The sequence below is a fragment of the Paracoccus sp. SM22M-07 genome (assembly GCF_001887735.1).
Taxonomy (GTDB): domain Bacteria; phylum Pseudomonadota; class Alphaproteobacteria; order Rhodobacterales; family Rhodobacteraceae; genus Paracoccus.
This window is the reverse complement of sequence record NZ_JPKW01000004.1, coordinates 134,408-146,146: the sequence shown is the minus strand read 5'-3', so window position 1 is coordinate 146,146 and position 11,739 is coordinate 134,408. Positions and strand designations below refer to the sequence as shown.

Sequence of the window (11,739 nt, the reverse complement as noted above, 5' to 3'; positions counted from 1 at the left end):
CCTTGCAGCCAACCACCAAGGAGCGTGTCATGTTCAAAGGGTCACTGCCAGCCCTCGTCACGCCGTTCGACCAGGACGGCGAACTGGATCTGGTCGCGCTGAAGAAGCTGGTCGAATGGCACATCGACCAGGGCAGCCACGGCCTGGTGCCCGTCGGCACCACCGGCGAAAGCCCCACGCTGACCCATGCCGAACACCGACTTGTCATCGAGGAGGTCGTCCAGGCCGTGGCCGGTCGCATCCCGGTCATCGCGGGGGCGGGGTCGAATTCGACGCGCGAAGGCATCGGCCTGATCCAGCATGCCGCCGAAGTGGGCGCCGATGCGGCGCTGGTCGTCACCCCCTATTACAACAAGCCGACCCAGTCGGGGCTGATCGCGCATTACACCGCCCTGACCGAGGCCTGCGACCTGCCGATCATCATCTACAACATTCCCGGCCGTTCGGTCATCGACATGATGCCTGAAACGATGGGCGTGCTGGCGCAGATCCCCTCGATCATCGGGGTCAAGGACGCGACCGGCAAGCTGGAACGTGTCAGCAGCCAGCGCCTGACCTGCGGCAAGGATTTCGTCCAGCTGTCGGGCGAGGATGCGACGGCGCTGGGCTTCAACGCGCATGGCGGCGTGGGCTGCATCAGCGTGACTGCCAACGTCGCCCCCAAGCTGTGCGCGGAGTTCCAGGAGGCGACGCTGCGTGGCGATTACGCCGCCGCACTGGAATACCAGGACAGGCTGATGCCGCTGCACATCGCCATCTTCATCGAGCCGGGGCTGGTCGGCGCGAAATACGCCATGTCGCGCCTGGGCCTGTGCGATGAACGCGTGCGCCTGCCGCTGACCCCCCTGACGGAACCGACGCGCCGCCTGATCGACGCGGCGCTGGTTCATGCCGGCCTGATCTGACGCCTGATCGGACGGGCCGAAGGATGGGGCGTTGCCCCCATGTTGCGCCGACACGCTAGTGCTGTTCTTTGGAAACCTGCGTGTCATGGTGTAACGCATGGGTATCGGCATGCGTAAGGACAATCGATGACGGTGAAGGATGGCGGGCAGGGCGACGAATGGTCCGTACTGATGCGGGCGGCCATTGCGGGTGACCAGCTGGCCTATCACCGGGTTCTGACGGCCATGACGCCGGTCTTGCGCGGGATCGTCCGGGCAAGGGCCGGTGCCATGGATTCAAGCTGGTGCGAGGATGTGGTGCAGGAAACCTTGTTGGCGATTCACGTGAAGCGGGCGACTTGGGATGCGGCGATGCCGTTGCGTCCCTGGGTCTATGCGATCGCGCGGCACAAGCTGATCGACGCCTATCGCAGGCGCGGTCGGGCCGTGCATCTGCCCGTCGATGATTTCACCGAGGTCCTGCCCGCCGATCAGGCCCCCGACGGGTTCGAGATGCGCGACGCGACATCGCTGATCGACCGCCTGCAGGAACGCGATGCGGCCCTGCTGCGCTGTCTGGCCATCGAGGCGCGGGGCCAGGACGAATGCGGCCATCGGCTGGGCATGACGCCCGGCACCTTGCGGGTGGCGCTGCATCGCGCCCTGCAGCGCTTGGCGAAACTGAGACAGGAGAGCGGATTATGAGAACCGATGAACTGGTCGAACTGATCGCGCTGGATTCGGTTTCCGAAGGGCGCCTGGCACCGCGGGTCCTTGCGACGGGGCTGGGGCTGCTGGCGTTGTCGGGGGCCGTGGTCATCGGGATCCTGGGCATTCGCGTCGATCTGATGCAGGCGATGGTCGATCCGGTGACGGTGATGAAATGGCTGATCCCGCTGGCGCTGATGGCGGTGGCGGGCTTTGGCGCCATCCGCCTGACGCATCCCGAAAGATCGATGCCCGTCACGGCGCGGGTCGTCATCGGGGGGATCGTCCTTGCGATGATCGGCTGGTGGGCGATCCGGGCCTTTGCGGTGCCGCCCGCGCAGGTGATGCCGCGCGCCGTCGGGGATACGGCCCTGGCCTGTCTTGTTTCGATCACCGTGATTTCCGCCCCTGCGCTGGCGGGGGCGCTGTCCTTGCTGCGACGGGGGGCCAGCACGTCGCCCGTGGCCAGCGGCGCCTTGGCGGGACTGGCCGTGTCGGGGGCGGCGACCGCCATCTATGCCCTTCATTGCGACGAGGATGCGCCGCTGTTCTTCATCCTGTGGTACGGGCTGGGAATGGGTCTGGTGACGGCGGCGGGTGCCGTGGCGGGGCGTCGCCTGCTGCGCTGGTGAATGACGCCGCGACGAAGTGCCCGCAATCTTACGCACGGGCTTTTCAAGCCGGTCGATAGGTCCCATATTGATCGCAAGGAGAGGAGTGTCCCATGCCGTTGACCCATTTCCTGATGCTGATCGCCGCGGTGATCACCGGGGCCGCGCTGACCTTGTGGGTCAGCATCGCATCGGGCTGGTCGCCCATGGCGGTGCCGCTTCTGGCGCTGAGCGCGGCGCTGCTGGTGCATCTGAATCACCGCAGCGGGCATGACCACGACGGTTGATGACGGCGGCTGATCAGCTGTCCAGCTCGGCGTCCCAGTACAGGAAATCCATCCAGCTGTCATGCAGGTGATTCGGCGGGAAACGCCGTCCGATCGCGTGCATTTCCTCGGCAGTGGGCTGCTTGGCGGGTTTGCGCAGATGCATGCCGGAATGGCGCAGGCTGCGATTGGCCTTGCGCAGGTTGCAGGGTGAACAGGCCGCCACCACGTTTTCCCAGCTGGTCACCCCGCCGCGCGACCGCGGCACGACGTGATCGAAGGTCAGGTCGCCCTTGCCGCCGCAATACTGACAGCAGAATTCGTCCCTCAGAAAAAGATTGAAGCGCGTGAATGCCACGCGCTTCTGGGGTCGGACGTAATCTTTCAGAACGACGACGGAAGGGATCCGGAAGGCTTGTCGCTGACTTCGGACCTCCTGGTCGTATTCGGCGATGATCTGGACCCGGTCCAGGAAGACCGCCTTGATCGCCTCCTGCCAGGGCCAGAGCGACAGGGGGTAATAGCTGAGCGGCCGGTAATCCGCGTTCAGCACCAGCGCCGGAAAGTGACGCAGATTGGCCGGTTCGCGCACGAATTGCGTCCGGAATTCGGTGTGGTGATGATCGTCCAGCATGTCGCCCTTCCACCTGCGCGGTGGCGAAGTGACCAGCGCGCCCGTCAAATCCATGGCTCGACTATATAACGCGACAGGCATCTGACAAGCCTGCGCGTCGGATCAAGCCCCAAGGCGCAGGTTAGACGCCCGGGGTGACGGCAACGTGACGGTGAAAGGGCGGGGATTGCCTAGCGCGGCAGCCGTTCATGCAGGAAGGACAGCGCCGCCGACAGCCCGTCCTGAGAGATGCCGTGCCCGGCGCCCCTCATGACATGGCCATAGACGGTGAAGCCCGCCTGCTGCAGGGCGGTGCCGGCCAGGTCCATGTCGGCGAAGGGCACGACCGGGTCCTGGTCCCCATGGATCAGCAGCACCGGCGGCTTGACGCGGGTTTCGGCCTGCAGCGTTTCGGGCGTCAGCAACCGGCCCGAAAAGCCGACGATGCCCGCGATTTCCGCGTCGCGGCGCGGAGCCACGTGCAGCGACATCATCGTGCCTTGCGAAAAGCCCACCAGCGCCAGCCGGTCGGGGGTCAGGCCTTCATCGGCCAGAACCGTGTCGATGAAGGCGTTCAGGGCCTTGGCGGCTTCGGCCATGCCGGCCTGGGCCTGGGCTTCGGACGACCCGTCCAGCCAAGGGATCGGGAACCACTGAAAGCCCATCGGATTGCCGGTGCAGGGCTGCGGCGCGTTCGGGGCATAGAAGGCGGTGTCGGGCAGATGCGGGGCCAGCGGATCGGCCAGCCCCAGCAGGTCGGCCCCGTCGGCGCCATAGCCATGCACGAAGATCACGACCGAGCGGGCCTTGGCGGGCCCCTTGCGGGCGGATGTCAGCGGTGCGGTCATGATGTTCCCTCGCGTCCTTTTGCCAGCCGGTAATAGGCCCAGAGACCCCGCGCCGCAACCGCGCGCCACGGCCGCCACGGTTCGGCCAGCTGCCGCAGGACGGCGGGCGTGGGGCGGGCGGGCAGGTCGTACATGATGCGCGCGGCCTCTTGCAGGGCCAGATCGCCGGCGGCGAAGACATCGGCGCGGCCAAGCGCGAATTTCAGATAGATCTCGGCGGTCCAGATGCCGATGCCGGGCAGGGCGACCAGATGGGCGATGGCCGCATCGTCGGGCATGTCGCGCAGGGCGTTCCAGTCGATCCCGGCATTGGCGATGCCGCGCAGATAGCGCTGCTTGGCCCGCGACAGGCCCGCCGCGCGCAGGTCGTCCTCGCTGGCCTTGCGGAGGGCGGCTTCGGTCAGCAGGCCCGCGTCCTGCATCCGCCCCCAGATCGCCCCCGCCGCCGCGATCGAGATCTGCTGGCCGACGATGGTGCTGGCAATGGCCTCGAACCCGTCATCGCGGCGGCGCAGAGGCAGGGGGCCCAGCAGGGGCAGCGTTTTGGACCAGATGGGGCAGGCACGGGCCAGATGCGCGCAGCCTTCGTCAAGATCGGCCTGGGTCGCGATGATCCGTGCCTCAGGCACCCTCCTGCGCCTCGAGCTTCAGCCGCGTTTCCCATGCCATCGAGATATGCTGCCGCAGCGCCTTGTCGGCGGCATCGGCGTCGCCCGCCGCGATGGCATCGACGATGCGGGCATGTTCGGCCAGCGCCGTTTCGCTGCGCCCTTCGGCGGCCAGCGAGGTGCGCGCCATCAGTGCCATGGTGCGATGGACCAGATCCAGCTGTTGCACCAGATAGCGGTTATGGGAGGCCAGGTGGATCTGCCGGTGAAACCGCTTGTTGGCGCGGGCCAAGGCCTCGGGGTCGCCTGCGGATTTGTGGTCCTCCTCGACCATATGGGCCAGGACGCGGGTTTCCTCGGGCGTGGCGTGGCGGGCGGCCAGGCGGGCGGCCAGGGCCTCCAGCTCGGCGCGGACGGTGTAAAGTTCGGCCAGCTGATTGTGGTCCAGCGAGGCCACGATCAGGCTGCGCCCGTCCCTGACCAGCATGGCCTGGGTTTCCAGCCGCTGCAGCGCCTCGCGCACCGGGGTGCGCGACACGCCGAAACGCTCGGCCAGCTCGGATTCGACCAAGCGGTCGCCCGGGCGATAGGTGCCGCTTTCGATCGCGGTCAGGATCAGGGAATAGGCGTCTTTCATGGCGCCCACGATTGGCCCTGCGGCCGCGAATTGCAAGCGCGTGCGCGCCAAGCTATGGGACGGACATGGATTTTTCGCATGTTCGCGTCTGGATCTTCGATCTGGACAATACGCTCTACCCGCCCGAGGCGCAGCTGTTCTCGCAGATCGAGCTGCGGATGACGGCCTACATGATGCGCGTGCTGGGCGTCCCGCAGGGTGATGCCGATCGGCTGCGGGCCGAATATTGGCGGCTGCATGGCACCACGCTGGCGGGGCTGATGGCCGAACATGACGTGGATGCCACCCATTACCTGGCAGATGTGCATGACATCGATTTCGGGGTGCTGGACCCCGACCCCGATCTGGCGGACGTGATCGCCGCGCTGCCGGGGCGGCGGATCATCCACACCAATGGCGATGCGGGCTATGCGCGACGCGTCCTGGCCGCGCGCGGTCTGGACGACCCGGCCCTGTTCGACGCCGTCTTCGGGATCGAGGAGACCGGCTTTCACCCCAAGCCCGCCGCCACGGCCTTTGACCGTGTGCTGGAGGCGGCCCGCATCGACCCGCGCCAGGCCGCTTTCTTCGAGGATGATCCCCGCAACCTGGTCGTCCCTCATGCGTTGGGAATGCGGACGGTCCTGGTGGGGCAGGGGCGGCATGGTCCTGATGCGTTGCAGGGCGTCACGGATCACGGGCCGCATGTGGATCACCGGACCGATGATCTGACCGCCTTTCTGCGCAACCTGTCGCGTGGCTGAGGCCCTGCGACAGCCCGGCATCTGGTCCGGGCGCGGGAATGAGGACAGGATGGCGACCAGCAAGGGGGCAAGGCCATGACGGGCAGCATCGACGATATCGACATCCTGATTTCGGGCGGCGGCATCGCCGGCCTGATCACCGCCGCCGCCTTCGGGGCCGAGGGGTTTTCGGTCCTCTGCATCGATCCCGCACCGCCGGTGACGGATGAAGGGGCGGCGGGGGCCGACCTGCGTTCGACGGCGTTCCTGACGCCCTCGGTCAGGCTGTTGGAACAGATCGGGCTGTGGGAACGGCTGGCGCCCCATGCCACGGCCCTGCAGGTGATGCGGATCGTGGATGCGGGCGGGGCGGAGCCGACCCCGCGTCTGACCCGCGATTTCGACGCGTCGGAAATCGGCGATCAGCCCTTTGGATGGAACCTGCCCAACTGGCTGCTGCGGCGCGAGATCGCGGCCCGGCTGGAACAATTGCAGACGGTGCGCTTCCAGCCCGGGACCGGCACGGCAGGCGTCGTGGCCCGCGACGAAGGCGCCATCGTCACCCTGACGGATGGCCGCAGGGTCCGGGCGCGGCTGCTGATCGGGGCGGATGGACGCGATTCGCCCGTGCGGCAGGCGCTTGGCATCGGGGTGCGTACGCTGCGCTATGGCCAAAAGGCACTGGCCTTTGCGGTGACGCATGACCAGCCACATCACAACGTCTCGACCGAGGTGCATCGGTCCGGCGGGCCCTTCACGCTGGTGCCGCTGCCCGACCGTGACGGCAAACCGTCATCCGCGATCGTCTGGATGGAGAATGGCCGCGAGACCGCCCGCCTGGCCGCCCTGCCGCCCGAGGAATTCGAGGCCGAGGTGAATGCCCGTTCCGCGGGCGTGCTGGGCTCCTTGCGCGTGGCCACCCGCCTGACCGAATGGCCGATCATCAGCCAGATCGCCGACCGTTTCACCGGTCCCCGCACCGCGCTGATCGCCGAGGCCGCCCATGTCCTGCCGCCCATCGGCGCCCAGGGGTTGAACATGAGCCTGGCCGAGCTGGGTGTCCTGCTGGACCTGTCGAAGGCCGATCCCGGCAGCGCCGCGTCCCTGGCAAGGTTCGAGCGCAGCCGCCGCCCCGAGGCCTATGCCCGGCTCTTGGGCATCGATGCGCTGAACCGCGCCAGCCAAGCCCAGCTGCGCCCCCTGCGCGACCTGCGCGCGGCGGCATTGGGCGGTTTGTATGGCATCACACCCGTGCGACGGCTGATGATGAAGGCAGGTCTGGGTCTGCGCTGATCTTGATCACGTGACCCCCATCCCTTAGGTCAAGGGTCCGGGGACGACCCCGGCGTGATGTGGAACCTCCGGGACGGCCCGGTCCGAACCGGAGCGAGACATGCCCTGGATCCAACTTTTCGTTGCGGGCCTTCTTGAGGTCGTCTGGTCCACCGCCATGAAGCAGTCGCATGGCTTCAGCCGCCTGACACCGACGGTGATCATGGTGGCGGGCATGGTGGCATCCTTTTGGCTGCTGGCCTTGGCGATGCGCAGCCTGCCCCTGGGGACGGCCTATGCGGTCTGGACAGGCATCGGCGCCATCGGCAGCCTGGCCGTCGGCATGGCGCTGATGGGCGAGCCGATCACCCCCTTGCGTCTTCTGGCCGCCACGCTGATTCTGGCGGGGATCGTGCTGATGAAGGTCGCGTCCTGACCCCGTCCTTGCGTCCCGCGACGGCCGGGGGATTTTGCATCCCCCGGACCCCCTGCAGGGCGGTTCGTGATCGCAAGGGGATAGAAAACCATGCAAACGACGTGCTTTGGGTAATTTCATTCCGCCCGGCACAGTGCTAAACGCAACGGCAGCCAAAGGAGATCAGCCATGCCCGCCTATCGTTCCCGCACAACCACCCATGGCCGCAACATGGCAGGCGCGCGTGGCCTGTGGCGTGCGACCGGCGTCAAGGACAGCGATTTCGGCAAGCCGATCATCGCCATCGTCAACAGCTTCACCCAGTTCGTTCCGGGCCATGTCCACCTGAAGGATCTGGGCCAGATGGTCGCCCGCGAGGTCGAGGCGGCAGGCGGCATCGCCAAGGAATTCAATACCATCGCCGTCGATGACGGCATCGCGATGGGCCATGACGGCATGCTCTATTCGCTGCCCTCGCGCGAGGTGATCGCCGACAGCGTCGAATACATGGTCAACGCGCATTGCGCCGACGCGATGGTCTGCATCAGCAATTGCGACAAGATCACGCCGGGCATGCTGATGGCGTCGCTGCGGCTGAACATCCCCACCGTCTTCGTGTCGGGCGGCCCGATGGAGGCCGGCAAGCTGGTTCTGGAAGACGGCAAGCTGAAGGCGCTGGATCTGGTCGATGCCATGGTCGCGGCCGCCGATGATTCCTATTCCGACGAACAGGTCGAGGCGATCGAACGGTCGGCCTGCCCGACCTGCGGGTCCTGTTCGGGCATGTTCACCGCCAATTCCATGAACTGCCTGACCGAGGCCCTGGGCCTGTCGCTGCCGGGCAACGGGTCCACGCTGGCCACGCATGCCGACCGCCAGCGCCTGTTCGTCGAAGCGGGCCACCTGATCGTCGACTTGGCGCGCCGCCATTACGAAGGCGAGGATTTCAGCGTCCTGCCCCGCAACGTCGCGAACTTCGCAGCCTTCGAAAACGCCATGACGCTGGATATCGCCATGGGCGGGTCCACGAACACCGTCCTGCACCTGCTGGCCGCCGCGCACGAGGCCGGGATCGATTTCACCATGTCCGACATCGACCGCCTGTCGCGCAAGGTGCCGGTCCTGTGCAAGGTCGCCCCGGCCAAGGACGATGTCCACATGGAAGACGTCCACCGTGCCGGCGGGATCATGGCGATCCTGGGCCAGCTGGACCGGGCGGGGCTGCTGGACACATCCGTGGGCAGCGTTCATTCCGGCACGCTGGCTCAGGCCCTGGACCATTGGGACGTGTCGCGCACGCAATCCGAGGCCGTCCACGACTTCTATCGGGCAGCACCGGGCGGCGTGCCGACGCAGGTCGCGTTTTCGCAAAGCCAGCGTTTCGACAGCGTCGATCTGGACCGCGAAAAGGGCGTCATCCGCAGCGCCGAACACGCGTTCTCAAAGGATGGCGGCCTGGCGGTCCTCTATGGCAACCTGGCCGAGGATGGCTGCATCGTGAAAACGGCGGGTGTGGACGAATCGATCCTGAAATTCGAAGGGCCGGCCCATATCTTCGAAAGCCAGGATGACAGCGTCAGCGCCATCCTGACCGGCAAGGTCAAACCCGGAGAGGTCGTGCTGATCCGTTACGAAGGACCGCGTGGCGGACCTGGGATGCAGGAAATGCTGTACCCGACCAGCTATCTGAAATCCAAGGGGCTGGGCAAGGAATGTGCGCTGGTGACCGATGGCCGCTTTTCGGGCGGCTCCTCGGGGCTGTCAATTGGCCACGTCTCGCCCGAGGCGGCGGAAGGCGGCACCATCGGCCTGGCCGAGCAGGGCGACCTGATCCGCATCGACATCCCGAACCGCCTGATCGAACTGGTTGTCGACGATGCTACCCTGGCCGCCCGTCGCGAAAAACGCGAAGCCGCTGGCTGGAAGCCTGAAAAGCCGCGCAAGCGCCAGGTTTCGACCGCCCTGCGCGCCTATGCGGCCATGACCACCAGCGCGGCCAAGGGCGCGGTGCGGATGATCCCGGACTGATCTTCTTCTTTGTCCAAATACCCAAATGGCGCAGGCCCCCCGTGTCACGGCATCGGGGCCTGCGCTAACCCAACGGCCCCGGACGCCTTTCCTCGGACAGCATGACATTCGCCTCGACCTGACCCACGCCGGGCAGGGTCATGATACGACGGCGCAGGATGCGCTCGAAATCGGTGATGTCGCGGGCGGTGATCCGCAGGCGATAGTCGAATTGCCCCAACACATGCTGGACCAGCTGCACCTCGGGGATGGCGGTGACGGCGCGCTCGAAATCCTCAAGGCTGGTGCGGCCCTTGGCGGCAAGCCGGATGCCCAGAAAGACCGTCACGCCAAAACCCAGGGCGGCATTGTCCAGCATCACCCGCCGACCCGCGATGATGCCTTGATCGGTCAGCCGCTTGATGCGCCGCCACGCCGCGGGCTGGCCGATGCCCACGGCACGGCCGACCTGCGCGGCGCTTTGCGTGGCATCCTGCGCCAGAATGCGCAGGATGGCGCGGTCGGTGTCGTCCAGATCGGTCACAGGGCCAGATCCTCGCTGTCCTTGATGGTCGAAACCAGCATCAGCGCATCAATATCGGCGATATGGGGCAGGGTGAGGATGCGGTCGCGATAGACCTGCTGCCAATGCGCCATGTCGCGGGCGATCACCGACAGTCGCCAATCGACGCTGCCCAGAAAGCTCTGGATTTCGGTCACTTCGGGAACCTGTCGCGCGGCGGCCAGAAATTCGTCGAAGGCGCGGGGATTGGTCTTGTCCAGGGTGAAGCGCAGGCTGACCTGAACCTCCCACCCCAAGGCGCGCCAGTCGATGCGGGCCTGCACGCCCTTCAGCACCCCGGCCTCGCGCAGGCGTTCGATGCGCCGCCACAGGCTGGCCGTGGTAACGCCCGCGCGTTCGGCCAGCTGGGTGTTCGATGCCGAAGGATCCGCCATCAGATGACGAAGTATGCGGCGATCGGTATCATCAGGCATGAATTTCATGTCATACTGCATACAGAGGCATGATCTGTTCGGAAAGACGCTAAATTGAATGACGATTGAACGATGTCATCCGGTGCTGCGGGCTATAACCATGTCAGCAGATAAGAAGGATTTCATCATGCGCGTTTACTATGATCGCGATTGCGACGTGAACCTGATCAAGGACCTGAAGGTCGCGATCCTGGGCTATGGCAGCCAAGGTCATGCCCATGCGCTGAACCTGCGCGATTCCGGTGCCAAGAACGTCGTCGTCGCCCTGCGTGAAGGCAGCCCCTCGGCTGCCAAGGCCGAAGGCGAGGGCCTGAAGGTCATGGGCATCGCCGAAGCGGCCGCATGGTGCGACGTCATCATGTTCACCATGCCCGACGAACTGCAGGCCGAGACCTATAAGAAATACGTCCATGACAACCTGCGCGACGGCGCGGCGATCGCCTTCGCCCATGGCCTGAACGTGCATTTCGGCCTGATCGAGCCGAAGCCCGGCGTCGACGTCATCATGATGGCCCCCAAGGGCCCCGGTCACACGGTCCGCGGCGAATACGTCAAGGGCGGCGGCGTGCCCTGCCTGGTCGCGATCCATCAGGACGCATCCGGCAAGGCGATGGATATCGGCCTGTCCTATTGCTCGGCCATTGGTGGCGGTCGTTCGGGCATCATCGAGACCAATTTCCGCGAAGAATGCGAAACCGACCTGTTCGGCGAACAGGCGGTCCTGTGCGGCGGTCTGGTCGAACTGATCCGCTGCGGCTTCGAAACGCTGGTCGAGGCGGGCTATGCCCCCGAGATGGCCTATTTCGAATGCCTGCACGAGGTGAAGCTGATCGTCGACCTGATCTATGAGGGCGGCATCGCCAACATGGACTACTCGATCTCGAACACCGCCGAATACGGCCAGTACGTCACCGGCCCGCGCATCCTGCCCTACGAGGAAACCAAGGCGCGCATGAAGGCCGTCCTGACCGACATCCAGCAGGGCAAGTTCGTCCGCGACTTCATGCTGGAAAACCAGGTCGGTCAGCCGACGCTGAAAGCCTCGCGCCGTGCGAACGACGAACACCAGATCGAACAGGTCGGTGCCAAGCTGCGCGAGATGATGCCTTGGATCTCCAAGGGCAAGATGGTCGACAAGGCCCGCAACTGATC

At 65.9% G+C, this 11,739-nt stretch carries 15 protein-coding genes; 9 read left to right on the top strand and 6 right to left on the bottom strand.

Annotation, left to right across the window (positions count from 1 at the left end; all coding sequences use genetic code 11):
- Nucleotides 1-29: 29 nt before the first annotated feature.
- The 4 genes from dapA (at nucleotide 30) to IE00_RS20090 (ending at nucleotide 2,490) form a co-directional block, all read left to right on the top strand.
- Complete coding sequence (gene dapA / locus IE00_RS07630; RefSeq protein ID WP_072296484.1) at nucleotides 30-905, top strand: 4-hydroxy-tetrahydrodipicolinate synthase; 876 nt, start codon at nucleotides 30-32, stop codon at nucleotides 903-905.
- A 126-nt stretch (nucleotides 906-1,031) separates the two neighbouring features.
- On the top strand, nucleotides 1,032-1,589 hold the full coding sequence (locus tag IE00_RS07625; RefSeq protein WP_072296483.1) for a sigma-70 family RNA polymerase sigma factor: 558 nt from the start codon (nucleotides 1,032-1,034) through the stop codon (nucleotides 1,587-1,589).
- Nucleotides 1,586-2,224, top strand: coding sequence for an NrsF family protein (locus tag IE00_RS07620; protein WP_072296482.1), 639 nt, complete (start codon nucleotides 1,586-1,588; stop codon nucleotides 2,222-2,224). Before IE00_RS07625 ends, IE00_RS07620 begins: the two co-directional genes overlap by 4 nt.
- 92 nt (nucleotides 2,225-2,316) lie before the next feature.
- Complete coding sequence (locus IE00_RS20090; protein ID WP_170864103.1) at nucleotides 2,317-2,490, top strand: hypothetical protein; 174 nt, start codon at nucleotides 2,317-2,319, stop codon at nucleotides 2,488-2,490.
- A 13-nt stretch (nucleotides 2,491-2,503) separates the two neighbouring features.
- Here the strand turns inward: IE00_RS20090 and IE00_RS07615 are convergent, their stop codons facing one another.
- The 4 genes from IE00_RS07615 to IE00_RS07600 form a co-directional block, all read right to left on the bottom strand.
- Nucleotides 2,504-3,103 carry an HNH endonuclease gene (locus tag IE00_RS07615; protein ID WP_072296854.1) on the bottom strand — a complete coding sequence of 200 codons (600 nt, stop codon included), beginning with the start codon at nucleotides 3,101-3,103 and terminating at the stop codon, nucleotides 2,504-2,506.
- A 170-nt stretch (nucleotides 3,104-3,273) separates the two neighbouring features.
- Entirely contained in the window at nucleotides 3,274-3,930 is a 657-nt protein-coding gene (locus tag IE00_RS07610; protein WP_072296481.1) for an alpha/beta hydrolase, read from the bottom strand.
- Nucleotides 3,927-4,559, bottom strand: a complete 633-nt coding sequence (locus tag IE00_RS07605; RefSeq protein ID WP_072296480.1) for a DNA-3-methyladenine glycosylase — start codon at nucleotides 4,557-4,559, stop codon at nucleotides 3,927-3,929. Before IE00_RS07605 ends, IE00_RS07610 begins: the two co-directional genes overlap by 4 nt.
- Nucleotides 4,552-5,175: a GntR family transcriptional regulator gene (locus tag IE00_RS07600; RefSeq protein WP_072296479.1), complete on the bottom strand. Its 624-nt coding sequence runs from the start codon at nucleotides 5,173-5,175 to the stop codon at nucleotides 4,552-4,554. Before IE00_RS07600 ends, IE00_RS07605 begins: the two co-directional genes overlap by 8 nt.
- A 65-nt stretch (nucleotides 5,176-5,240) precedes the next feature.
- Between IE00_RS07600 and IE00_RS07595 the strand changes: the two genes are divergently transcribed.
- The 4 genes from IE00_RS07595 to ilvD all read left to right on the top strand — a co-directional run bounded on the left by IE00_RS07595 (nucleotide 5,241) and on the right by ilvD (nucleotide 9,612).
- The gene (locus IE00_RS07595) at nucleotides 5,241-5,918 is read left to right on the top strand and encodes a pyrimidine 5'-nucleotidase (RefSeq protein WP_072296478.1); all 678 of its coding nucleotides are present in this window, start codon (nucleotides 5,241-5,243) and stop codon (nucleotides 5,916-5,918) included.
- Nucleotides 5,919-5,993: 75 nt separating this feature from the next.
- The gene (locus IE00_RS07590; RefSeq protein ID WP_072296477.1) at nucleotides 5,994-7,190 is read left to right on the top strand and encodes a UbiH/UbiF family hydroxylase; all 1,197 of its coding nucleotides are present in this window, start codon (nucleotides 5,994-5,996) and stop codon (nucleotides 7,188-7,190) included.
- 100 nt (nucleotides 7,191-7,290) lie between these two features.
- Nucleotides 7,291-7,605 (top strand): multidrug efflux SMR transporter, encoded by a 315-nt coding sequence (locus IE00_RS07585; RefSeq protein WP_072296476.1) that lies wholly within the window; start codon nucleotides 7,291-7,293, stop codon nucleotides 7,603-7,605.
- 168 nt (nucleotides 7,606-7,773) lie between these two features.
- Nucleotides 7,774-9,612 (top strand): dihydroxy-acid dehydratase, encoded by a 1,839-nt coding sequence (gene ilvD, locus IE00_RS07580; protein ID WP_072296475.1) that lies wholly within the window; start codon nucleotides 7,774-7,776, stop codon nucleotides 9,610-9,612.
- Nucleotides 9,613-9,676: 64 nt separating this feature from the next.
- Here ilvD and IE00_RS07575 read toward each other — a convergent pair whose 3' ends face one another.
- Together IE00_RS07575 and IE00_RS07570 are read right to left on the bottom strand one after the other, a co-directional pair.
- Nucleotides 9,677-10,135, bottom strand: a complete 459-nt coding sequence (locus IE00_RS07575) for an Lrp/AsnC family transcriptional regulator (protein WP_072296474.1) — start codon at nucleotides 10,133-10,135, stop codon at nucleotides 9,677-9,679.
- On the bottom strand, nucleotides 10,132-10,587 hold the full coding sequence (locus IE00_RS07570; protein ID WP_072296853.1) for an Lrp/AsnC family transcriptional regulator: 456 nt from the start codon (nucleotides 10,585-10,587) through the stop codon (nucleotides 10,132-10,134). Before IE00_RS07570 ends, IE00_RS07575 begins: the two co-directional genes overlap by 4 nt.
- Nucleotides 10,588-10,714: 127 nt before the next feature.
- Here IE00_RS07570 and ilvC point away from each other — a divergent pair, with 127 nt between their 5' ends.
- Nucleotides 10,715-11,737, top strand: coding sequence for a ketol-acid reductoisomerase (gene ilvC, locus IE00_RS07565; protein WP_072296473.1), 1,023 nt, complete (start codon nucleotides 10,715-10,717; stop codon nucleotides 11,735-11,737).
- The last annotated feature ends 2 nt before the right edge of the window (nucleotides 11,738-11,739 follow it).

Coding starts and splice junctions, on each gene's coding strand:
- dapA (WP_072296484.1), top strand. CDS start 30: ATGTTCAAAGGGTCACTGCCAGCCCTCGTCACGCCGTTCGACCAGGAC.
- IE00_RS07600 (WP_072296479.1), bottom strand. CDS start 5,175: ATGAAAGACGCCTATTCCCTGATCCTGACCGCGATCGAAAGCGGCACC.
- IE00_RS07595 (WP_072296478.1), top strand. CDS start 5,241: ATGGATTTTTCGCATGTTCGCGTCTGGATCTTCGATCTGGACAATACG.
- IE00_RS07570 (WP_072296853.1), bottom strand. CDS start 10,587: ATGCCTGATGATACCGATCGCCGCATACTTCGTCATCTGATGGCGGAT.
- ilvC (WP_072296473.1), top strand. CDS start 10,715: ATGCGCGTTTACTATGATCGCGATTGCGACGTGAACCTGATCAAGGAC.
- IE00_RS07625 (WP_072296483.1), top strand. CDS start 1,032: ATGACGGTGAAGGATGGCGGGCAGGGCGACGAATGGTCCGTACTGATG.
- IE00_RS07620 (WP_072296482.1), top strand. CDS start 1,586: ATGAGAACCGATGAACTGGTCGAACTGATCGCGCTGGATTCGGTTTCC.
- ilvD (WP_072296475.1), top strand. CDS start 7,774: ATGCCCGCCTATCGTTCCCGCACAACCACCCATGGCCGCAACATGGCA.
- IE00_RS20090 (WP_170864103.1), top strand. CDS start 2,317: ATGCCGTTGACCCATTTCCTGATGCTGATCGCCGCGGTGATCACCGGG.
- IE00_RS07590 (WP_072296477.1), top strand. CDS start 5,994: ATGACGGGCAGCATCGACGATATCGACATCCTGATTTCGGGCGGCGGC.
- IE00_RS07610 (WP_072296481.1), bottom strand. CDS start 3,930: ATGACCGCACCGCTGACATCCGCCCGCAAGGGGCCCGCCAAGGCCCGC.
- IE00_RS07615 (WP_072296854.1), bottom strand. CDS start 3,103: ATGCTGGACGATCATCACCACACCGAATTCCGGACGCAATTCGTGCGC.
- IE00_RS07585 (WP_072296476.1), top strand. CDS start 7,291: ATGCCCTGGATCCAACTTTTCGTTGCGGGCCTTCTTGAGGTCGTCTGG.